The organism is uncultured Campylobacter sp. (assembly GCF_938045345.1).
Classification (GTDB): Bacteria; Campylobacterota; Campylobacteria; order Campylobacterales; family Campylobacteraceae; genus Campylobacter_B.
Window position 1 is genome coordinate 1 of the sequence record NZ_CALIMS010000017.1, and the last position, 23,314, is coordinate 23,314.

Genomic DNA, 23,314 nt, shown 5'->3' on the forward strand with positions numbered 1-23,314 from the left:
ACGGCGCACACTAATGACAGATACCCCGAGCTCACTGCATTTAAATTTTGATATTTACAACGCGGCGTAAATTTTTAAAGCTCATTGCGCCTTTAAATTTATCATTCGCTCCTTAAACTGCCAAGAGCAAATAAAATTTTATTCATCAATGCCTATAACTAGCGATTGCACGGGAGAATCAAATATGCTTGATAGCGATAACGCCTTTTAATATTTCATAAATATTTAATCTTTTCGGAGCTATAATTTCGTCCGTGAATTTCATTCGCAAAATTTTATCAAAAGGACATAATAATGCGCAGTTTGCATTTATCGCTCGTGGCAGTTTCGGTTTTAACCGCACAACTATGGGGGGGCAAGAGGCCGATTTAGGAGAGATCGTCGTAAGCGCCACCGCCTTTGAGCAAGATATCAAAGAAGCGCCGGCGTCGATCTCGGTAATACCTCAAAAAGAGATCGAAAAGAGAAATCACAAAGACGTAGCCGACATCGTAAAGGATATACCAGGCGTATATTCCGCACCTAGATTTAGCTCAATGAAGGGCAAAAGCGATATCAGAATGCGTGGTATGGATTCAAAATATACTAAAATTTTAATCGACGGTCGTCCTGTTTCCAGCGAGAGCGCATTTCCGGGTTTCGGCTCGCAAGGAAGCATTCAAAGCTTCATCCCGCCCGCAAATGCTATCGCCCGCGTGGAAGTCATCCGCGGACCGATGAGCTCTCTATACGGCACGGACGCTATGGGCGGCGTGATAAACATCATCACCAAGGGCTTTTCTAATGAACCTAGCGCCAATATAAACGGCTACTACGACATCGCGCAGCACAAAGACATAGGCAATGGCTACTCTACTGGATTTTATGCAAGCGGCGCGATAGTGCCAGACGCACTCGGAATTTCGCTTTACGGGCGATATTTTCATAAATTTGAAGACGCCAAAGACTACGGCAATCCAAAAGACGCGGATAAGAATTTCGGTGCGAAGCTTATGTATAAGCCTACCGAGAACGACGATCTCGCGCTTGATTACAAACACACTAAAAACTTGACCTCAAGAACTCTAGGCAAAACGGCGTATCTAGGATATAACACTCACGAAGACGACAAAGACGATCAAATTTCGCTCTCGCATAGCGGAAGATACGATAAATTTCTAACCAATACCTATCTATCGCACGAGGTTACAAAAACCTTTTCCGATCAAGCCGCAAGCGACATCAGGCTAAGATCTACGATATTTAATACTCAAGGCTCGTATCTTTTTGACTCAAATACTTTAACGCTCGGCGCGCAGTATCGCCATGAGAAGCTGGATTCATCACAAAATGAGCCGGGCTTTAGCGATGATGCGCATCTAAAAAGATGGGATGTGTCGGTATTTGGAGAGGATAATTTTTATGTCACGGACGCGCTTGCACTGACTGCGGGCTTAAGATACAACTACGACAAAGACTACGGCGGACACTTTGCGCCGCGCGGCTACATCGTTTATCATCTAAATGAAAATTTATCGTTTAAGGGAGGCGTATCGGCGGGCTATACGACGCCTAATATCGACGATAGATCCGAAGGGCTAAAAATTCCGATAAATCACGGACGCGGTATCAGACTGGGGCGAAGCAGCCTCAAGCCCGAAACTAGCGTAAATTACGAGGTCGGAACGATGTATGACAATAACGATAATCTAAGCCTTTCGGCGACCGTTTTTCACACCGACTTCAAAGACAAGATCGATAGCGTCGTAAGATGCGGCGGCTGGGGATCGGGAGCGGATTTTAATAATCCCGCTACTTGGACTTGTGTTTATCAAGGCAAAACCTATTTTGGAATTTATGAAAACGTAAATGTCGGCAGAGCTTCCATAGACGGACTTGAGCTTAGCGGCGAGTGGAAAATTTTATCAAATTTAGCATTTCACGCAAACTATACCTATGCTAAATCAAAACAAAAATCAGGCGAAAACGAGGGCAAAGCGCTGACCGACACCCCGCGCTATATGATAAAAACGGGACTTGATTACGACTTTAATAGCGATCTGAGCTTCTGGACGCAGGTAAATTATATAAGCAGGGTAAAAAATGGCGTATATGTAAACACTAAGGGCTACGCCGTCACCGACGTCGGGACTAACTATAAAATCACGAAAAACGCTAGCGTAAATTTTAGCGTATATAACGTATTTAACGAAAGAGTAATAGACGATAAACCGACCAGGGCCCTCATAGCTGAGGGTCGTAAATTTCAGCTCGGCTTCAACGTAAATTTTTAATTCGAGCAAAATTTAAAGATGAAATTTGAACGATGAGGAGAATTTTAAAGAAAAACTTTTAGTTCAACGTCCATTTAATTTTGTCTCTGCTTTGTGCACTACCGCTGCTCGTAGTCGCCTTGTCGGGCTGTTTCATCTCGTATCACGATGAAATTTTTGACGCGATTAACGAGCGGCAGTCTTTCGCCGTCCAAAAAGATGTACCTCGCCTAAAAATTTCTGAAATTTTAAAAATTTTCGGCGAGAAGCAAAGCAGCTTCACGCCGGAGTTAATCGGCATAAAAGACGGCGGCGCAAGCATCGAAGTCGCGGGCAAAGACGGCAAAGGACGGGCAAGAGCGTATTTTTTGAGCCCTTATGACGGACAAATCGTCGGCGAGAACTATGAAGAGAGGATAATGAACGTTGTGCTAAGCCTACATACAAATCTAGGCTTTGAGCTTGCCTTTGGCGAGGGGGCTCGCGAGATCGGCAGGCAAATCGTGGCACTTAGCACGCTAGGGCTCATTTTGCTTTTGCTAAGCGGGATTTTGATCTATTATCCGTTTTTTAGATGCAAGCTCACAAAAGCGCTAAAGATCAACTTCAAAACTCGCGGCTACGCGCTGCTTTATCAGATCCACGGATGCACGGGCATCTATGTGGCTGTAATACTTTTTGCTATAAGCGCGAGCGGGCTATATTTTTCTTATGACTGGTTAGCAAGACTAACGAATAAAATTTTGGGCGAGGAGCAAATTTATAAAGCTGAAAAATTTGAACCTAGCCAAAAGTCTGGGTTTAAGGATACAAGCAAACTGCAAGAGATCGATGCTGTGTTTGAAATTTTTACCCGAAAGCATGGCGAAAATTTTAAATTTTTTAACATAATGCTTAATCCAAAAGACGGAGTATATAGCGCGATATACGGGATTACGAGCGACGAGAACGATGAATTTAATAGGATCGCGATCAATGCTACGAGTGGCGAAATTTTAAGGGACGTTAAATTTGCCGATATGAAAGCGCAAATGCCGCGTTTTATGACGATACGCACGGCGGTTTTAGATATTCATTCGGGCGAAATTTTCGGGCAGATCGGCAAGCTTATATTTTGCCTATCTTCGCTTTCATTTTTGTTTTTAGCCGCGAGCGGTTTTTGGATGAGCTTAAAAAGGTTTATAAGATAGATCACGCAAAACACGCAGTACTCTCTACATAAAGGCTTTGCAAAAGAGGCCGCGCTCATAGCCTATAAACAGGTGCTTTGTACCGCAGAATTTCAATTTTATAGCATTAAAATTGGGTTATAACGCAGAATTTGACTGCGAGAAGCAGAATTTGTCTCAGCAAAACTACCATTTGCAATTTAAATTGATTTCTTAATTTCTACGAAACTGCACTTTAATTTACCGCACAAATTTGCAGCTGTTTTTGTAAATTCCGCGATTTAGAAACCTGCAAGACGTCGAAAACTATTTATGATGGTTTAGATCATGCGAACCGCCATATACGCCAGCCAGTTGTGCTTTAAAATTTTACTACAGTTTAGTTTGCAATGCAAAGCCCTTGAGCCACTAAAAGCTCTTTATGATCTCCATTAAATGCTTGACAAGAGCCGTAATTGCGGCATTTTCATAGCTATCATCCGTATTTTGCAACGCTATGGTTTTCATATTGCCGAAAAATCCTGGATCGTAATGCTCAATGTCATTTTGCACGTAGCTTCTTAAAATTTGGCCGTTTCTTACTAGTTTAACCTCATAAATAAACTCTATACCACCGATTCTATCGCTAGGAAACGGAGTAGCTTCGCCCGTAAAGCCCCTGTGGTGCTTTATTGTAATTTTAAGCTCATCGGTAGAGTTTTGATCCAGCAGGTTTGCCTCTTTTAGCGCCGCTAAAAGCTGCTCGTTGTACTTTTTCTCGACTGCTTCCGGCGATTGATAGACAAATTTTTTCGGATTATGGTTTTGGAAGTGTTGGTAGGTAATCCCCTTGAATTTATACGCGCTTGCGATCGGCACTTTCGGTTGAGACTGCCCGCAACCAACAAAGAATAGCGCCGCAAGAAGCAAAGCAAAAAATTTTTTCATTTTTTCTCCTTTAAAATTTTGTGCAATTATATAAAAACGGGGTTTAGCCCGGGCTAAATTTACGATCTTTCGGCGCCGCTATGCGTTTAAATTTTGATAAATTTAAGCGAAAGCGTAAATTTTAAGCGTAGCTAGGCGGCTAAATTTCAAATCCTTTAAATTTGAAACCCATTTAAATTTTAAAGCCTCTTCAAATTTGAAATTTAATCCGAATTTGATCTGAAATTTTATAAAATTTCACCGTTTTAAATGGGCTTTGAAAGCACAAAAGAGTTTCGCAAGCCCGAAAGAAAGGAAGCTGATGCCTACTTTTAGCACCAAAGACTACAAAGCCGCCCTTCGCAGCCGCGGCGCACGAACCGCGAGTGCAGGCGGATTTAGCGTCAAAAACGACAACTCCTTCATCGTGATCTTCGTCATTGCGATGATGGTCTTTATATTTTTTTACGGCGTGTCGGCCCGGCTTGATTTAGATAAATTTTTTTTAGGCAACGGACGCGGTCGCGGCGGAGGCGGGATTTTGGGGCTTTTGATCGCGGGCGTAGCTTGGTATCAGGGGCGCGACGGCGGCGGGCTGTTTAAATTTAGCGACCACGCGATCACCTTCGTCTCGGGTGCGGGCAAGAGCGAAATCCTGCTCTTTAATATCGACTACGTTAGGCTCACGCCGGGCTTTTTGCGCACCTGCACGAACTACACGGCGCTTAGCCACTCCCGCTACGTAAAATACGAGAAGTTTCTGAACTTTGCGTATGCGTCTATAATCGTGCTGTGGCTAGTCGGTATCGCCATGAGCGAGCGCGTAGGCATGGCATTCGTGATGCTGATAGCGAGCGTCGCGATCTTTTTCTTCGCCAAGGCGCTCTCGTCGTGGCGGCTAAACGGCGACTTTCACGACATCTTGCTGCGCGACACCGTGCTGATCCGCGGCAAGGATCTAAACGACCGCGTGCTGTGGTTTGCGATCACGCCCGGCCGCAACGACCGCCGCAGACTGCGCGCTTATTTCAAAGAGCATCTTGACTTCGACATCGACGGCGGCTGATTTTGATTTAAAATTTAAAGGCTCAGACGCAGACCCTGTAGCGGAATTTTACGGCGTAAAAATTTAAGACAAAATTTCACGCGACGGAGTTTCGCAGTCTAAATTTTACCGAGCAAAATTCTAAGGCTGAAAATTTTAAGATATAAAATTTACGAAGCAGAATTTCACGGCGTAAATTTTAAAGCCCCAGAATGCACGGCGCGAGATTTGCAGCTCTATACGGCGAACTTCACCTCGCTTAGCCGCCCCAAATTATCAAACGAAAAAACTGCGTCATTTTTAAAATTTGCTACGATCTTGTCCGCCGCTTCGCTAAATTTCGTGCCGTTTCTAAGTAAAAGCGCCTTAATAAAAACGGCGTAATTTAACTGAAATGCGCCTATGTAATCGCGCGCTAAAGAGATAAGCTCGTTTGCATCCATGCTGAGCTTGATCGTGCCATCGGAGCTCACGCACTCGCCCGCCGCAAACGCCACAAACACCGCTCCGCCTGCGTGCGGACAGCGGTAGTAACATACCGGTTCCTGCGATAATCCGCACGCAATTGCGCTTAGAGCGTGGCCGTTTATCTCCGCGCTTAGTGCGAGCTTAGGCGTGCTAAGCGCGGCTAGCCCGTGCCGCAAGCCGAAGTCGCGCACATCTCGCGCAAGGGTGAGCAGCCACTCATCAAGGCGGTTTATGTTTTCGTATCCCCACAGCCACGTGCGGCTGCTGCTCGCTTCGCTACCGATATACCAGATGGCGCGCGGCGCATCATCGCCGAAACTGATCTCGCCACGCTCAAAATCCACAGAGCGGCGCCTGCCCTTTACGATCAGCTTCGAACCCGCCTCTTGCGCCGCAACCCAAACACGCCGAAAACAGATCAATAAAGCTGCTCCTATCCACGCCCAAGCGGTCTAAAAATTTCATTTTTACTCCTTTGATCTCGCGCCGATAAATTTAGCACTTTTGCTGAATTTATCGACGCGCCCTCTTATACGCCGTTTTGCTATAAAAGCTCGCGCTATGGAAATTGCATGCGGCGCGCAGTAAAATTTAATCAAATTTACAAAACCGCAGCTGGTAAAATTTATAGCAGAGCGTCGCTGGAATAAAATTTTGTAGCCGAGCTGCGGGCGCGACCGCAATGATCGGCTGGCGGACATAAAATTTAAACCGCTCGGGGATCGTTAAATTTGAAAGGCGAAATTTTAGCCTAATTTAAAAGCGAAATTTTACGACCGAGCAGCGAGCGTTAGAGCTTAAAGCGGCACAAAATGGGCGCGCAACAGCGAATGTATCAGCTTGAGCACGAGCGATAGAGTTTAAACGCCATGCAGTCATAAAATTTAAATCGCCTCTTAAGATCGTGAAATTGAAAGACGAAATTTTAGCCTAACGGCGAGCTGCTAAATTTAAACGCCCGAGCGATCGTTAAAATTTAAAAGCAAATTTTACGACAGCGCGGCAAAAGATGAAATTTAGATCACCCGCTCAAACATAAAATTTAATCAATCTTTAGCACGCTCAAAAATGCCTCGCTCGGCAAATTTACCCTGCCGATCGCCTTCATGCGCTTCTTGCCCTCTTTTTGCTTTTCGAGCAGCTTGCGCTTGCGCGTGATGTCGCCGCCGTAGCACTTGGCGGTCACGTTTTTGCCCATGGCGCGGACGTTTTCGCGCGCGATGATCTTGTTGCCGATGCTTGCTTGGATCGCGACCTCAAAAAGCTGCCGCGGCACGATCTCCTTCATCGCTTTGACGAGGTCTCGCCCCTTGGATTCGGCCTTTGAGGCGGGTACGATGATCGAGAGCGCATCGACCGCTTCGCCCGCGACGCGGATGTCGAGCTTTACGAGATCGCCGCGCCTGTAATCTATCGGCTCGTAATCAAAGCTCGCATAGCCCTTGGTGCAGGACTTGAGCTTGTCGTAAAAGTCCATTATGATCTCGTTTGTGGGCACGTCGTATTCGAGCAGGACGCGCTCCGGCGTGATGTAGTCCATCTTGGTTTGGATGCCGCGGCGCAAATTTAAAAGGCTGATGAGATTGCCCAAAAACTCACTCGGGGTGATGATGGTCGCCCTGACGTAGGGCTCCTCGATGCGCTCGATGAAATTTGGCGCCGGAAGCTCGCTGGGGCTGTGTATCCGCACACACGAGCCGTCCGTGAGATACACGGCGTATGTGACGGTCGGCGCCGTGGCGATGAGATCGAGATCAAACTCGCGCTCGAGCCGCTCCTTGACGACCTCCATATGCAGTAGCCCCAAAAACCCGACGCGAAAGCCGAATCCTAGCGCGAGCGACGTTTCAGGCTCGTAGCTAAGCGAGCTGTCGTTTAGGCTAAGCTTATCCAAAGCGTCGCGCAGATCTTCAAATTTATCGGTCTGCACGGGATAGATGCCCGCGAACACGAAGGGCTTGGCCTTCTCAAAGCCGCCCACGGGCTCGGCGGCGCGTTTTTTAAAAAGCGTGATCGTATCGCCCACCTGCACGTCGGAGACGTTTTTTAGCCCCATTACTACGATGCCCACTTCGCCGCTGCTAAGCTCGCGAGTTTTGGCGGGCGCAAGCGGATTGGGATACATCAGATCAAGCACCTCGTGGCGGTTCTCGCTACCCATGATATAGACCTCGTCGCCCTTTTTCAGCACGCCGTCGTAGAGCCTAACAAGCGCGAGCGCGCCTAGGTAGTTATCGAACCAGCTGTCGTAGATGAGCGCTTTAAGCGGCGCGGCATCGTCCGTTTTGGGCGCGGGGATGCGAGTGATTATCGCCTCTAAGAGCTCTTTGATGCCCACGCCCGTTTTGGCGCTGACCTCGATCGCGCTGCTGCAATCAAGCCCGATGACGTGCTCGATCTCCTCTTTTACGCGCTGCGGATCGGCGGCGGGCAGATCGATTTTATTGAGCACGGGGATGATCTCGAGGTTGTGCTGTAGGGCAATATAGACGTTTGCGATGGTCTGCGCCTGCACGCCCTGGCTCGCGTCCACGACAAGGATCGCCCCCTCGCAGCTAGCCAGCGAGCGCGAGACTTCGTAGCTAAAATCTACATGGCCCGGAGTGTCGATCAAATTTAAAACGTATTTCTCGCCACCAAGCTCGTATTCGAGCCGCACGGACTGCGCCTTGATCGTGATGCCGCGCTCCTTCTCGATATCCATCGTATCCATGATCTGGCTACTCATCTGGCGCGCCTCGACGGCGTTGCACTCGCTAATCAGGCGATCTGCGAGCGTGGATTTGCCGTGGTCGATATGCGCGATGATGCTGAAATTTCTGATATTTTTTGTTTTCAAGTGGCTTTCCCTGATGAAATTTTAAGCCGCATTGTGCCGAAATTTCATTTAAAAACGGGTAAATGGGCGAATAGAATTTATGAGGCGAAATTTATACGGCGGCTCTAGGCGGATTGAAATTTTACGAAATAAAATTTTGAAGTATAAGGGGGAATGCAGGCGGCTTTGAGCAATAGAATTTTAAGTTTTATCAGCGATGCGTTTTACCGCGATATAATTTTAGGATGAGGATTGGAATGCGAAATTTTACGAAACGGAATTCTGCAGCTATATTTGGAGGCAGAAAAATTCTGAGTGATGAAATTTTCCGGCAAATTTTACGCGATCGCGCCATGCAAAGCTTGCCATGCTAACAATCGAGAATTTCGTACGGTAAAATTTAACTGCAAAATTTTGCTTTGGAATTCTACTGCTTGAAATTAGCGCGTAAATTATATGTCATTACGACGCGCAAATCTTAGTAAGTAAAATTTACCGCCAAGTTTCGCAGCAAAATTTCGCAATTTAAAATTTCACAAAATTCTATCTCACAGAATTTTCAAGCAAAATTTACAAAGCATAATTTTAAAAAATCTGTCGCCAAGAAAACTAAAATTCCGCCCATAAAAAAAGGCTAGCCCGAAAGCTAGCCTCTGTATTGCGAGCTTAACGCGAATACTACCAATCAGTCTTTTGATTGTAGATATCGCGAATGTCACCCGTATCTAACTTTTTCGTAGAAGTATCACTCGTACTGTTATCCGATGTGCTACCGCCAGCGAACGATCCTACGTCATCTTCCGTACCAGACTTGACTTGACCTTCACCGCCCCAAACCGTAGGGTTAGCAGCCCTTACGTTTACAATAAGAGGATTAAAATACTGCGGTACGCCCGAGTACTGGCTAGAATAGGCTCCACCCGCTACCGTAAACATAGTTCTCTGATTTCCGGCAGGCGTATGGATAAGCCATGGATTAGTGACGATACGTATAGTAGCTTGACCCGGTACGGTAGCCCTAATATCTACGTCTTCCTTGCCTCTGTCTACTACATTACCCCTGTGAATATTTACGCCAGAAGTCGTAAAGCTGTTATAGGCACTCACAAACTCTGCGCCTATATTATTTAGAGTAGCCCTAGTATTTACTACGAACTTCGTAAAATCGGTCAAGCTAGGATCCTGAGCCGCTAGCACGGTAAATATATTCGAGTTAGGGGCTTCATAAGCAAGTTCTGCGCTAGGAGCAGGCATATTCGCGCACCTATCGGTTCTACCGCAATAAATCTGCGCATAAATAGGCACGGTTACCCCGGTTCTGGTAGTAGCCTGATAGACTCTGGATCCTAGGCTCTTATCATACGACGTACCGTAGACGAATAGTGCATAAGTACCTATATTGTCACTAAAATCCGTAACGGTCGTACCTGTTGCATAGGTCTTACTATTGGAATTAGCAGCGGCTATATAATCAGCTTTATTTGCAACGCTCATTTTTGCTTTTTTAACTCCCGTCGTATCTTCAACTTTTCTAGTGATAAATGTATCAAAATCCTCCTTTGATATCTTTATATTGTCTTCATTATAATCCTCGGAGTTAGTATCCGAGATAGCATTATATGAGCTATCGAACTTAGACGGCCAAAACTTTCCATAGGTTTTAAGATCGCCCTTCTTCGCATCTCTGACATCAAAGTCACTAGCGTAGATGAGCACCGGCGTGCTAGGGGTTTTATGCATTCTATCGAAGTTGAAATATACAGTCGAGTCAGGAGTTTGCCCCTCTCTAAATCCTTGCGCCAAAATTCTAAATTGATCCGACTTCGAGTCATACCTGATTCCCGTACCGCCTTGCGGCCTATTGATAAGTCCACCTCTTAGGGTAGCATCTGAATAGTAATTAAGGGCGATACTAAGAGGTATAGGCATACCGTAGCCCGCATCACCGGCGGAAGCGGCCTCATTCCAGTCTCTTCTTCCACCGGTTATAGTGGTACTTAGAGTTCTTACGTTATATTTATAGCATCTACTATCATATCCCGTAGCGCCTAGACACTCGTTAGAATTGCTAGCAAAAAACTGCGTACCGCCAGGAATATTGTAGATAACATTAGCCCTATCGGGATACGGTACATAATTTGTATCTCCGCCAGTTCTCCTAGCGGCAGCTGTGGAGCAACGTCCGTCGGCATTATTGTTAGCACAATCAAATCCGAAATTTAGCGCAAAATCAAGATCGCTTGAAAATCCGCACACGGCTTGAGGAGTGCCGCCAACATCTTGTTTATACCCGTCATAAAGCGTAGCGATGACATCTTTATAGACCTTGTCGGATAGATATGCTACGGCATTGACCTTAAGCTTGGCTAGCTGACTTATCTGATGCGTCACCGCTAAATTTTGCGTAGAGTTATCACTACCATATATTACTACATTATTCTCAATATCCGGAGCATTGAAATATGTATACGCAGATACCCCGCCCGTGATATTATTATCACCTACGCCGCTTGTTACGCCGTTATCGAGGCTTGTGAGAGATACCCTGATACGATCCGGTCGGTAGCGTAATACGATATTATCATTTATCGCTTTATCTTTGTTAGCAGCAAGCCTCATACCTACGTCGCAGCCTATCATACCTTTAGCATTAGGAGTATTGCTAGATGAATTGATGATACATTTAGCGCTCTTCCACTTCTTAGAGTATGTCTGATCGGAATAAGCATCCGTCCACGAGTTATCATAGATATTTACCAGCACATCGCCGACATTATAGTAATTAAAAATTTTATCGGCATCTTTACCTATGGTTTCGGTATAGATAACGGCATAGCTTTTATCTTTAGCTTCCGGATCTTTTCTAGACTGAGTCATCAGATATGCACCTTGAACATGACCTTTGCTATCAAATTTCGCAACGCCTCCTGCTTCTACGATATTCCTAGCGTTAAAATTTGCCCATAAGCTTATAGCGTTTTTATCCCATACTCTTCTAAATGCTGCGTCAAATTTCGAGCTTGTGCCATTTAATACGCATGAGACATCATCGCTTTTACCAAAAGAGCCTTTTTTGATGGCTTCCGGATCAATCTCATATTTGCCTGTTTCGGCATTGTATTTAGCACCGGAATATTCCACTGCAGTACCACCATAACAACTATCTTCTTTAACGCCACGTTTTAATGTAGTGGAAGCATTCTTTCTATCTACATAATAGGATTGAGTAGCGACATTAGCCGCGCATTCATTAGATATAAACGGACGCAAGTAGGTTTGAATGCCGCGGATCTTGGTTGATATATCTTGAGTATCATCAGAATCCGCGCCATAGCTCTTACGTAGATGATAGCGTTGATTGCCCAAATCCCCGCCAATTTCTGCTGTGTAGTTAGGTACGCCGTTGCCGCTATAGCTTCTGGCCGATATTACATGAGCCAAGATATCTGCATTTTGTGTATAATCGCCGCCTACGCGCAGATTACTAGGATTAAGTACGCTGGAGCCATCACCTTTTTTAGTTATATCGCCGCTAGCGGTGGTATCTACGATCTTACTATACTTGCCCGAATCCTTCAGCGCTTTTGTATCTACATTAAAATATGCAGGGCGAAGCACGAAGTTATCGCTACCGCATATGTGGAACGAGCCGTCTTTTGACATTTGAATTCCGAACTCATCTTTAGCAGCCTTTATATTATCTTCAAGCTTCTGCAACTCTGGTTGTATTTTATTCTCCCAAATGTCCTTCTTTTGGTTCTCGGTTAGATTTTTGTTGCACCAACCGAAATTCTCACCAGACTCACAATATCCATATCGCTTTTTAAGCTCCCATTTCTTGAGCTCCAAGTAATAAGCCTTAGGATCGCTGTTATTTAAATCTTTATTTTTTATATACTGATCTAAATCGGACCCTGAGGCAACTTGATCATCCGGACGATAGCTAAGCATAAATGTAAGACCCTGATACGCATCTCCTATCTCTATATCGTTTAGCTCTAAAATACTTTTTCCTTTAAAATCCACTTCCTTATCGATAGTGTAATCGGTTTTGTCCTTCATCTTAAACGGAATTTTTAAGGAATCGGTTACGGATCGGCATGAGTAAACTGCGCTATTCCCCTTATCGCTATCGGCAACTTTATCCGAGGTAGTAGCGGCATTTCTCGCCCTGACAACGGATAAATACAATTTACCGCTCAAGTCGAATTTCTCAAGCTTTCTAGCCTCGCTACCGATATATATGAGCTTGCCGGTATTCGGATCTTTTTTGAAGTAAGGAGAATTTGCGGCTGCGTCGATGTATTCCTCGCATTTACCGGTATCATCCTTATACTTCTTACAAAATTGGCTCTCATAATCCGGTCTAAAGATGAGTTTCGCATCGAAAGGCTTATCGGAGATTTGAGTATATAGCCTATCGTCGTCGTCATTTTTACTAAAATTCTTATTGACTACCTGTAAACCGCTTAAAGGTAGGATATTAACGCTTTTAGAAACCTTTGTCGCATCGCATAATTCAAGTTCAGAAGCGCTATCCATCTCTATGAAGACTCGCTGACCGCCGCCTATATCTAAGCTCATCTTATAACTTAGTGTCACGGCAGGAGCCTGCAATATGGTTGCACCCGTATTTACGGTAGCATTAAACTCGCCGTATGCCGCTTTACCTGGCTGCATTAATCCGCCTACAAGTACAGGACTACCGCCCGGTGTTGAAGAAGGAGTTAAGTCTCCCGCGCCTTGACCTATATAAAATTTCAATATATTACCGTCAAGCGCAGTAAACTGCCTATCTTTATAAATAGGCTTCGTAACGTTTGGAGTGCCACCTTTTATGACGTCTTTCATAGTCTCGTATGCACCCTTTTGACCATCGCGTAAATAGACTAGTTCATCGGCTGCCGCCGCAGGTATGGTATTTGTAGTGGTAGTGATAGGATCATTTACGACTAGCTCGTTATTTATAGTAGCGCTATCTTTGGTATAGGTAGCGCCGGCTTGACCAAAGTCGATCGATACTACCGCACCTGCTGCATCTTCGCTATCGCCGCCATTCAATCTATTTTCAAATTTCATTCTATAATAGATATTTTCACCCGCAACTACCGGGTTTTTGATCTGCTCAGGAGGTTCATGTAGTTTTTTTACATCCTCTTCGCTTCTTCGGTTACCATCATTATCAAAGAATTTAACCCAGTTAGAGGCGTTATAGACTTCATACTGATAGCACATTTGAGGGACATACAAATCGGCGGAAATAGCAATCATACTTATGAAGTTTTGATCGGCTTGACCTCCGTTGAGATCTTCATACGCCGCACCCAAAGAGATGTTTAGACTAGATTGCGCATTCTTCATCTTTGAACCGATATCGAATTCGTCCAGATCAAATCCACCTAAATAACCAGTGCCGTATGGATAGCTATACTTATAGGTGCCGTTATCATTTATAAGTAAAGCGACAGAGCCGTCGTATATATTAGCGCGATCGTTAGCTAACCGTTGATTAACCACACCGGATCCGTATAGCGAATCCATTTGTGCGGTTCCTTTGTGTTGAACTTTAAAATACTCGTCGGAGGTCATTTGTCTCTCGCCACCAAACCCTAAAAACCCTAGCTTTGCACTTACGGACCCACTTCTAGGTGTATAAAATCCATTGATGGTAGCGTTAATGTTTATAGGCGTATATCCCTTATCCCAAGGGGTGAGGACAAAATAATCGCCGTAAATAGTTACGTTTTTTGGTTTAAAATATTTATTTTTATATTCTACGGCCTCTTTATAAGTCATTTTTTGACCCGTTACGCTATCGTTAGATTGTAAATTATCTAGCAAAGCCCTTCTGGACGGGGCGGTTTTATCATATACTACGATTATTCCCCATCCGCCGTACGGCCCAAGACGAACGCTGTTGAACTCTCCATTGGTAAAATCTGCACCGCTTTGATCCTCACCATCACTCGTTTTTACGTTTCCTACAGTAAATTCAATGCTGTCGGAATAAGGTTCAAAATATGTCTTGACTAGATCGGTAATATCTTTAGTGCAGCCATATTTTAAACGCAAACGTAAGGGCTTGCGAGATTCTGCCAAAAAGTTCCAAGCAGCCGTTCCTTCGCATCTATCTCTATAAACATCTTCTATTATGCTAGCTTTACCTTTCGAGCTTTTCATTTTAAATTTCACCCGTGTATACCCCTTAGCAAAACCGGTCAATTTTTTTCCGTCTTTGCTGTTGTATTCTGCTTGGCTGTCAAAATCAGTCGTGCTGAATATATTTCCCTGCCAATAAAGTCTCGCATAGACTATATCGTCTTTAGTCACGCCCTTAGGAAGCCTCAAAACAGCTTTTGAACTATTCAAATAAAACTGTCCGTCGCCGTCATCTTTAATGTATGTGCCTTTTGCTCCCCACATGTAACCATGGCCTAAAGCAGAAGGCCAGCTTAATTTAATCACCGGCTTTCCAGTCACGGCGTAGTCTCCAAAGACGTATGTGCCCGCACCGCCGAATCTAACTATCGGCTTTTGGTTTAATTCGTCAGACGGAAAGTTTTTTATAGTGGTGAAATTATACAAACCCTCATTTCCGTTCCAAGTCCAACCACTTCTGCCTATCTTTCCGTCCAGCACGCCATCGTCACGATACTCGTTGCTTATTGGGGTAGCAGGATTTATCTTCACGTTCGACCTAACATCATCTGCGAATACTCCCGTCGCGAAACAAAACAACAGCGCCAAAATGGGCGCAAAGCTAAAACTCTTAACTTTCATGATACTACCCTCCGGTCAATAACATAATTTTTGACTACTATTTTACATTTTTTTTGCTTAAATTACAGTGCAATTTGAAAGATTTATAATTAAAATTTAATTTATTTCAAATGGGACGGCAAATAACGACAACGCGATGAAAACTTAACGATGAAAAAATTTCATAAAATATAAAAAATGCGGAAATTTATCAAAAATTTCAGCAAATTTTAAAATTCAAAAGCTCTGTTACGATTTGATGTTGAAATAAATTTTACATCCGCTACGAAAAGCCGGCTCGCTTACGGCGAGTTGAGCGCGATTTTTTGCTCACGCAACTTCACCCACATTCACTTTACGGCTTCACTGCTCGTAGATAATTCTCGCAACAAGGCTTGTCACAACTAAAAATCGGGCGGTATTACTCTGTAAAAATTCCTAGTGCAGCGAATTAAAGACATCGCAATTTGGACTTTGCAAAAACATGACCAGCTATTTTTCCAAAGTTCATCGGCGCTATGTTATAACAGAGACGATTTAAAAAAGCACCCGATCCGAATTTCATCAGAACTCGAGCGCTTGAAATTTCAAATACCCGAATATGAAATTTAGCTAAAACAGACCGAATTTACCGTCCTTGCGCTTATAAAGCACGCGCATTTTAGCATCCATATCGTTAAAGACCAAGAACTGATCGGTACTTTCTTTAAGCTTATTTAGCGCCTCATCGATCTCTAGCGGCTTATATAGATCCAGCTCGGTAGGGACGATCTCATCAACTTCATCGTTTAAATTTGACTTATTGGTACCGACCGCATTATCTACGGCATTTTGCTTCATTTCGTCGCGATTTTTATGAGAATTTACCTTATCGTGGTATCTGCGAAGTACTTTTGAGGCGCGCTCGACGATGAGATCGACGGCGGCATAGAGATCCTTATCTTTTTGGCGCACGACGATAGTGTCTTGATGCGCTAAATTTAATGAGAAATCCACCACAAAGCCCTTTTTGCCTTGCTTCTCGTCGGCAGAAATTACACAACGCCCCGAGATGATGTCGAGATTATATTTTTCTAGCGTCTCAAATGCGTTTTCGACATAATTTTTAATAGCTTCCGTTAGCTCAAACTGCTTACCTACGATATTTAAATTCATCGTCTCTCCTTTGCTTTATGGTTTTTGAATAGTGCGCCTATGATATGTAATCTGCGGCCTCCCCATAACCGCTACGTTGGATTTTACTACCACGTCTACAAGCGCAGCATGGCTTAGAATTCTGCCCACACTACCATTTGCAAGTGTTTCGGACGAGCCTTGCCCAAAATTACTATAAGCGACGGTATGATTGCCGGGCGCACCCAACTGTCTATCGAAATATCCGAATGTCACGGTGATATCAAACATCTTTTGAGCTGGATCATTTGACGGATATGCTAGCGTAATCGTATTTAACGTAGGATTGGTTGTAGCCGTGGCACCGCCTTCTTTAAGCGGGGTAGTTAGATACTGATGCTTTTGCATAGCAAGGACTGCCAGCTCCGTAGCACTCTGAGCTAGCAGTAGCGCCTGCTCTCTGCCTTGGATATTATTGACATCGCGAGCCGTCATAGACGCGATAGATAGCGCCGTAATCGCGGTAGTCGCTACAATGATGATAAAAAATATGGCCGCTACTAGAGCAAAGCCTTTTCGCATAGTTTTCATTAGTACACCACCTGTGCTTTACAAACGTTCAGATCCAGCTCTGCAGGATCGAAATTTCTGCCGTCGTCTCTCATACATAGTTTAAGCGCAACAGCGCCGTTATCGTCCTTGAACCTAAACAAGCTCACGTCCTCGGCTAGTAACGCGCTGCTAGCAACATTGTATGAGTTCGCATCGTTTGCAACAGTGCTCCATGGACGATAATTATATTTTAAAACCAAATCAAAATTTTTACTTAATACATTACCAGCATTATCTCTCATATATACAATACTATCCCTACCCCCTAAATCTGGAACGATCGCGTAGGCACTATGAGCTATATAATACTGCTCGGAGAATTCCTGTGAGTTATCGTTATTTGGATTGAGCGGATACTGATTTATCCTGATAGTTTCGCCTTCCATATTACCGCTACCCGCAGCACTAGGAGTACCTACGGCGATCAACACGCGATTGCTACCGTTTGCTTGAACCGCTCTATCGTAGCCGAAGCCTATACCTACGCTAGTAGGGGAGGCATCGTTAGTAACGACCCTAAAAATAACGGCAACTTGGGTGTTATTAGACGGAGTATTATACGCGGTAGCCCTTAAGTTCTGAACTATCCTAGCTACTTGCGGAAAATCGCTACCCAAGGAGACCATATTAAATTCAGCTCTCGTATTCCCAATATAGCCAGCATCTTCTATACCTGCTTTCCATTTGTCATCTCGAAGCTGAGACATTGACATGAAACCACTCCAACCTGGAGTTCTCTTATTTATATTTCTCGTCTCTACGCTTTGACCGATCCATTCTAGTATGTCGTATTTCGGATCAGTAAGATCACTAATCGGCACAAACTCATTTGTTCTAAGCTCTCTGCCTATGGTAGAGCTTTTTATTCTATCCTCCAAGCGGTTTGTGATTAGCATCATCGCATTTTGCGTTCTGGCTTCCAGTTGGTTTACTGCGCGCACATGTACGTAGGATTTGTAGATCTTCGTGTATAGATCGGCACCAAACATCGAGATGATACCTAGCACTACGATAACAAACACTAGCTCTATAAGGGTAAAACCTTTTTTCATCTCGCGCTCCTGTCAGTTATATCGTCTAGTAACGGTTGTCTGGACGCCGACGCCGATATTAGATAAAAACGCTTTTAAAACGACTGATTTAGCAGCACCGTCTCTCGCTACAGCATCGTTGAGATCCGTAGCAGCAACCCTAACCATCTTGATATTGGTAACAGCGCCATTGGATGGCTGATCACTAAGAACACCACTTATATCGGTACCGGTAGCATACTGCGCAGCAGTAAAAGGCTCTGCTACATAATCCACATCTATATTAATCCTAGTATTTAGAATGAAGTCGCCCTTGCTGCTAGAGCCTACCAGATCACCGACTCTTATATCGGTCGTGAACTGGTCGTAGTCGTCAATATCGTTATAACGACCTCCGCCAACCGAAATTCCATTTCTACCAAATTGCTTTTTTGTAGCCGGAGTTTGGGAGCTGATTCCACGCTGACTAGCTTCCGGCAAAATCCCCGGTCTAACTTCCTTGGTACTATTGCCCGAATCATCTACGCCTGGAGTTACGGTCAAAATTCTATCCATGCAGCTCGCATCGCCTCCGCATGTAGCATCATTAGCATACGCACTATCCCATTGCGCCTTAGATACGCGAGACATTAAAGCTTTGGCGTTATATACGAGCTCCTCTTTGATCGCAAGGGCATTTAGCTCGGTCGTCTGCGCGACGATACGAGGGATCGCCATCGTCGTAATCGCCAAAATCACGATAGTAAAGATCAGCTCAATTAGAGTAAAACCTTTTTTCATCTTACATCCTTTCTTTAAAATTTTGAAATTACGGAAACGCAAACTTACTCTGCGTTATCGGCGCTAATTATACTATTGTTAAACTTAAATTTAGAATTTATCGCGTAAATTTTTTTGGTTTCTAAAGATTTTTAAGCCCGAACGCACAAAAATTTTAAAGAAATTCCATTTTTAAATTTGGACGCGGAATTTAAGCTTGCATTTACTCAAAGACTATAAAATTACGAGCTAAATAAATTCCAAGGATTTTTTATGACAAATCTAAGTAAAATTCTATTCGCTCTCCTATTTATCGCGTTTATCGGCGGCTGCAGTGGCAAAGGTGACGGCGAGCTTTTTAATCTAAGCCCCGAAGCGTGGTATTCTAAAATTTTAGAAGATATCAATAACGCCAGCATGGAGGATGCCGAGAAGCACTACACTAGCTTTTCTAGCGAGCATATCGCCTCTCCGCTGCTTGAGGAGATGACGCTCATTATGGCGTGGGCATTCGTGGAGGATGAAAACTACGAGAAAGCAAACAAATACCTAGACGAATATATCCGCCTCTACGGTACGACGCAAAAGATCGAATACGCGAGATTTCTAAAGATCAGAGCAAATTTCGACTCCTTTAGCCGCCCAAATCGCAACCAAAAGCTAATGCTAAACAGCATCGACGAAATTCGAAAATTTATAGCTGAATACCCGCAGAGCGAGTATCGTCCGCTACTTGAGACGATGCTAACAAAGCTACGCCTTGCCGAGCATCAGCTAAATATAGACATTAAAGACCTTTACCAGCGCACCGACCGCGAAAGTTCTGCCAAAATTTACGAGCAGCGCATCGAAGAGTCCCCGCTAAACGGCACCGACGTCATTAAACCGCACTCGCCTTGGTATCGCGCGATTTTTGAGTAGGAGGAGCGATGCAACTGATGCAAAATACAACCTTCCCGAGCGATCTGCCTATCATCGTCGAGGACGAGCTATTTTTATATCCGTTTATGATAGCGCCCCTTTTTATCGGCGACGAGCATAACAAAAAAGCTCTTGATCTAGCCGCTAAAAACGAATCTATGATAATGGTCGTAAGCTCAAAGTCGGAATTTAGCGGCGATAGAAGCTTCGGCGGTATCTATAACGCAGGCGTAGTGGGCTCTGTGATGAGAACCGTGCCGCTTCCGGATGGACGGGTTAAAATTTTATTCCAAGGCGCACTAAAAGGCAAAATCGTAAAAGAAATTTCACAAGATCCGCTAATTGCTACCGTCGATATCATCCACGACGAGCGCGGCAACGATCAAAAATTAGACGCGCTAGTAAGCGTGCTGAAGGAAAAAACCAAGACGCTTAGCACTCTTACGCATTTTTTTCCGAACGATCTGCTAAAGACGATCGACGACGGCACCGACGCCGCGCGCGTCTGCGATCTCATTTTAAGCGCACTGCGCCTAAAAAAACAGGTAGCCTACTCATTTTTTACCGAGAGCAACTTGCAAAAGCGCCTTTTCAACCTCATCAACTACATCTCCGACGAGATCGAAGCGCAGAGGCTCGAAAAGGAGATCAAAAGCAAAGTTCACTCCAAGATCGACAAGACAAATAAGGAGTATTTTTTAAAAGAGCAGCTCAAGCAGATTCAAAAGGAGCTCGGTGGCGATGCCGATCGCGACGTCGAGATCGAGGAGTACCGCAAAAAGCTGGAAGCCAAAAAGCCCTATTTGGGCGAGGATGCTTACAAAGAGATCAAAAAGCAGATCGATAAATTTGCCCGCCTTCATCCGGACAGCGCCGATGCGGGGCTCGTGCAGAGCTATCTGGACTGGGTTTTGGAGGTGCCTTTTGAAAAGACCGCCAAGCATAAGATGTCCATCGACGGCGTCACCGCGCAGCTAAATAAAGACCACCACTCCTTGAAAAAGCCCAAGGCGCGCATCGAGGAGTATTTCGCGCTGAAGCAGCTTTTAGAGCTTCGCGGCACAAGCGGCAAGAAGAGCAAAGAGGAAGGCAAAAACGGCGGCGCGATCCTGTGCTTTTATGGCCCTCCCGGCGTAGGCAAGACGAGCCTTGCGAACTCCATCGCGACCGCGCTTAAGCGCAAACTTATCCGCGTCGCTTTAGGCGGGCTCGAGGACGTAAACGAGCTACGCGGACATCGCCGCACCTACATCGGCGCGATGCCGGGCCGCATCGTGCAAGGGCTCATCGAGGCAAATCAGATGAACCCCGTCATCGTGCTTGATGAGATCGATAAAATTTCAAGCTCATACAAGGGCGATCCGACCGCAGTTCTGCTTGAAATTTTAGACCCCGAGCAAAACTCGAGCTTTAGGGATTACTATCTAAATTTCAACATCGATCTTAGCAAGATCATCTTTATCGCCACGGCGAACGACGTATCTCTCATACCTGCGCCGCTGCGCGATAGGATGGAATTTATCGAGCTTAGCTCATATACGCCGCAGGAGAAATTTCAGATCGCCAAAGACTATCTGATCCCTCAGGAGCTGCAGCGCCACGGCCTAAAATCAGCCGACGTAGCGATCAACCCCGCCGCCCTTTCCGAGATCATCGAAGAGTACACGCGCGAAAGCGGCGTGCGAAACCTGCGCCGCCAGATCGCTGCGATCTTCCGCAAAGTCGCGGTTAAAATTTTAAAAGACAAAGAATTTAAAAAAATCGTCGTTACGACGAAAAATTTAAGCGAATTCCTAAATAAGAAGGTTTTCGAGATCGACGAGGTCGAAAAGTGCGATCAAATCGGCATCGTAAACGGACTTGCATGGACTGCGGTAGGCGGCGACGTGCTCAAGATCGAGGCGGTCAAGATCAAAGGCAAGGGCGCGATGACGATCACGGGCCAGCTCGGCGACGTGATGAAAGAATCCGCGCAGATCGCCTTTAGCGTCGTAAAGGTGCTGATCGACGAGGGCAAGCTCAAAGCCGCTCAAGACGCGGAGAGTGGCGCGGCAAAAGCCCCGCGCGCCGGTAAAAACTCCGCATTGCGCGCAAATGGCGGCGCATCTAAAAGCCCTGCGGCGCGAAATTTAGGCGCGGAGGAGAATTCCGAGAGCTCAGAGCAGATTTATAACAAATTCGACCTTCACATCCACGTGCCCGAGGGCGCGACGCCCAAGGACGGACCGAGCGCGGGCATCACGATGAGCACGGCGATCGCGTCGATTTTAAGCGAGCGCAAGGTGCGCGCCGATCTGGCGATGACGGGCGAGATCACGTTAAGCGGCAAGGTGCTGCCGATCGGTGGGCTTAAGGAGAAGCTCATCGCCGCGCACAAAGCCAAAATCGCCGAGGTTTTGATCCCGCGCAAAAACTACGAGCGCGACCTAGCAGAGATCCCGGACGAGGTCAAAAACGATCTGAAAATAACGCCCGTAGAGCGGATCGAAGAGGTGCTGAAGCTGGCGCTCGTTTAAATTTAAAGCGCCGTTTTAAATTTAGCCGCTTTAGTCGCACGCTGGAGGTTAAATTCGCATTCTAAATTTGGCTGAGCGCTACCATAGACTCTGAAATTTTAAAATCCTACCGCATGGCGCACGGAATTAAAAACTCTTTAGATTCCCGTTTGCGCCGTTTGCGATCAAAATATAAAGCAAGAAAGTGATAAGACTAAAAGCAAGATTAAGATTAGCCGCAAGGAAGCTTGAAATCGCCTTTTTTATTAGCCTGATCGCTTATGTTTTGGCAGCTTTGAGCTTATTTGCCGTGCCCGAAGATATCTTGTCCGCTCACGCAGTTTTTAGAGACTTTACGGCGTTTATGGCGGGCTTTTACCCGGCTATAGACGTAGCGCGAACCAAAACAACCTTTGGCGATGTAGCGGTGTTTCATCTTAGCTATTTATGCTTTTTTATGCCCGTTTGTTTGCTGTTTGCGGTACTTTACGGCGTGGCAAAAGGAGCTACCAGTAGGCTTGAGGAAAACAAAAACAACGCCCAGGCTCTTTCGCAAGGCATTATTTTATTTGCGCTTATCGTATGCTTTTTGGTATTCGGCGGACTTGATGATTTTTTCTCGGGTTATAGAATATGGCACACTTATCGCCCGACGCGAGAGTTCATAGCACAGATGAGGCTAGAATTATTTTTATACTATGAAATGATCGGCTTTGGCATTGCAAATTTTTGCGTGATGATGTCGGCGTATCTTATTATACAGATTTGTAGGCAGCTGCGGGCGTTCATTTTGCTTAGGGCTCACCAAACGGCTGCGTTTTTCGGACGGATATTTAGGCAACGCTAGCCGACTCGTTAAAGCTTGTTTAAATTTGACCGTACTTGTCGATAAATGAGCGCAAATTTAGCTCAAATTTGACGCGTGAAACGCTAAATTTAAACGGCTAAAACCATAAATTTAAGCCG

The 23,314-nt window shown here is 45.1% G+C and carries 14 protein-coding genes and 1 pseudogene; 6 read left to right on the plus strand and 9 right to left on the minus strand.

Going from position 1 to position 23,314, the window contains the following annotated elements; genetic code table 11:
• Positions 1-347: 347 nt before the first annotated feature.
• Entirely contained in the window at positions 348-2,273 is a 1,926-nt protein-coding gene (locus tag Q0144_RS04325) for a TonB-dependent receptor (RefSeq protein ID WP_298062023.1), read from the plus strand.
• A 74-nt stretch (positions 2,274-2,347) separates the two neighbouring features.
• Positions 2,348-3,442 (plus strand): annotated as a pseudogene (locus tag Q0144_RS04330) (PepSY-associated TM helix domain-containing protein); the annotation flags it as partial.
• Positions 3,443-3,829: 387 nt separating this feature from the next.
• On the opposite strand, the gene Q0144_RS04335 reads toward Q0144_RS04330, so the two are convergent.
• On the minus strand, positions 3,830-4,348 hold the full coding sequence (locus Q0144_RS04335; RefSeq protein WP_298062025.1) for a hypothetical protein: 519 nt from the start codon (positions 4,346-4,348) through the stop codon (positions 3,830-3,832).
• 301 nt (positions 4,349-4,649) lie between these two features.
• Here Q0144_RS04335 and Q0144_RS04340 point away from each other — a divergent pair, with 301 nt between their 5' ends.
• Positions 4,650-5,393 carry a hypothetical protein gene (locus Q0144_RS04340; RefSeq protein WP_298062027.1) on the plus strand — a complete coding sequence of 248 codons (744 nt, stop codon included), beginning with the start codon at positions 4,650-4,652 and terminating at the stop codon, positions 5,391-5,393.
• 215 nt (positions 5,394-5,608) lie between these two features.
• Here Q0144_RS04340 and Q0144_RS04345 read toward each other — a convergent pair whose 3' ends face one another.
• From Q0144_RS04345 to Q0144_RS04380, 8 genes are all read right to left on the minus strand, one after another.
• Entirely contained in the window at positions 5,609-6,184 is a 576-nt protein-coding gene (locus Q0144_RS04345) for a DUF6882 domain-containing protein (protein ID WP_297987780.1), read from the minus strand.
• Complete coding sequence (locus Q0144_RS04350; RefSeq protein ID WP_297987778.1) at positions 6,174-6,305, minus strand: hypothetical protein; 132 nt, start codon at positions 6,303-6,305, stop codon at positions 6,174-6,176. The genes Q0144_RS04345 and Q0144_RS04350 overlap by 11 nt, the downstream gene beginning before the upstream one ends.
• Positions 6,306-6,882: 577 nt before the next feature.
• On the minus strand, positions 6,883-8,679 hold the full coding sequence (gene lepA / locus Q0144_RS04355) for a translation elongation factor 4 (protein WP_298062029.1): 1,797 nt from the start codon (positions 8,677-8,679) through the stop codon (positions 6,883-6,885).
• A gap of 657 nt (positions 8,680-9,336) precedes the next feature.
• Positions 9,337-13,893, minus strand: a complete 4,557-nt coding sequence (locus Q0144_RS04360) for a hypothetical protein (protein WP_298062031.1) — start codon at positions 13,891-13,893, stop codon at positions 9,337-9,339.
• Positions 13,894-16,029: 2,136 nt separating this feature from the next.
• Entirely contained in the window at positions 16,030-16,572 is a 543-nt protein-coding gene (gene raiA, locus Q0144_RS04365) for a ribosome-associated translation inhibitor RaiA (protein ID WP_298062033.1), read from the minus strand.
• A 15-nt stretch (positions 16,573-16,587) separates the two neighbouring features.
• Positions 16,588-17,121, minus strand: coding sequence for a hypothetical protein (locus Q0144_RS04370; RefSeq protein ID WP_298062035.1), 534 nt, complete (start codon positions 17,119-17,121; stop codon positions 16,588-16,590).
• Entirely contained in the window at positions 17,121-18,194 is a 1,074-nt protein-coding gene (locus Q0144_RS04375) for a type II secretion system protein (protein WP_298062036.1), read from the minus strand. Before Q0144_RS04375 ends, Q0144_RS04370 begins: the two co-directional genes overlap by 1 nt.
• 12 nt (positions 18,195-18,206) lie before the next feature.
• Complete coding sequence (locus Q0144_RS04380) at positions 18,207-18,953, minus strand: type II secretion system protein (protein ID WP_297960986.1); 747 nt, start codon at positions 18,951-18,953, stop codon at positions 18,207-18,209.
• Between the two features lie 252 nt (positions 18,954-19,205).
• Between Q0144_RS04380 and bamD the strand changes: the two genes are divergently transcribed.
• The 3 genes from bamD to Q0144_RS04395 all read left to right on the plus strand — a co-directional run bounded on the left by bamD (position 19,206) and on the right by Q0144_RS04395 (position 23,195).
• A complete protein-coding gene (bamD, locus tag Q0144_RS04385) occupies positions 19,206-19,853 on the plus strand; it encodes an outer membrane protein assembly factor BamD (RefSeq protein ID WP_298022436.1) in 648 nt (215 codons plus the stop codon).
• An 8-nt stretch (positions 19,854-19,861) separates the two neighbouring features.
• Positions 19,862-22,369, plus strand: a complete 2,508-nt coding sequence (gene lon / locus Q0144_RS04390) for an endopeptidase La (protein WP_298062038.1) — start codon at positions 19,862-19,864, stop codon at positions 22,367-22,369.
• Positions 22,370-22,553: 184 nt separating this feature from the next.
• Positions 22,554-23,195 (plus strand): hypothetical protein, encoded by a 642-nt coding sequence (locus tag Q0144_RS04395; protein ID WP_298062041.1) that lies wholly within the window; start codon positions 22,554-22,556, stop codon positions 23,193-23,195.
• Positions 23,196-23,314 lie beyond the last annotated feature (119 nt).

Bases quoted from the DNA above. Each gene is read 5' to 3' on its own strand.
- Q0144_RS04325 (WP_298062023.1), top strand. From the start codon at position 348: ATGGGGGGGCAAGAGGCCGATTTAGGAGAGATCGTCGTAAGCGCCACC.
- Q0144_RS04335 (WP_298062025.1), bottom strand. From the start codon at position 4,348: ATGAAAAAATTTTTTGCTTTGCTTCTTGCGGCGCTATTCTTTGTTGGT.
- Q0144_RS04340 (WP_298062027.1), top strand. From the start codon at position 4,650: ATGCCTACTTTTAGCACCAAAGACTACAAAGCCGCCCTTCGCAGCCGC.
- Q0144_RS04350 (WP_297987778.1), bottom strand. From the start codon at position 6,305: ATGAAATTTTTAGACCGCTTGGGCGTGGATAGGAGCAGCTTTATTGAT.
- Q0144_RS04360 (WP_298062031.1), bottom strand. From the start codon at position 13,893: ATGTGCTATCAGTATGAAGTCTATAACGCCTCTAACTGGGTTAAATTC.
- raiA (WP_298062033.1), bottom strand. From the start codon at position 16,572: ATGAATTTAAATATCGTAGGTAAGCAGTTTGAGCTAACGGAAGCTATT.
- Q0144_RS04370 (WP_298062035.1), bottom strand. From the start codon at position 17,121: ATGAAAACTATGCGAAAAGGCTTTGCTCTAGTAGCGGCCATATTTTTT.
- Q0144_RS04375 (WP_298062036.1), bottom strand. From the start codon at position 18,194: ATGAAAAAAGGTTTTACCCTTATAGAGCTAGTGTTTGTTATCGTAGTG.
- Q0144_RS04380 (WP_297960986.1), bottom strand. From the start codon at position 18,953: ATGAAAAAAGGTTTTACTCTAATTGAGCTGATCTTTACTATCGTGATT.
- bamD (WP_298022436.1), top strand. From the start codon at position 19,206: ATGACAAATCTAAGTAAAATTCTATTCGCTCTCCTATTTATCGCGTTT.
- lon (WP_298062038.1), top strand. From the start codon at position 19,862: ATGCAACTGATGCAAAATACAACCTTCCCGAGCGATCTGCCTATCATC.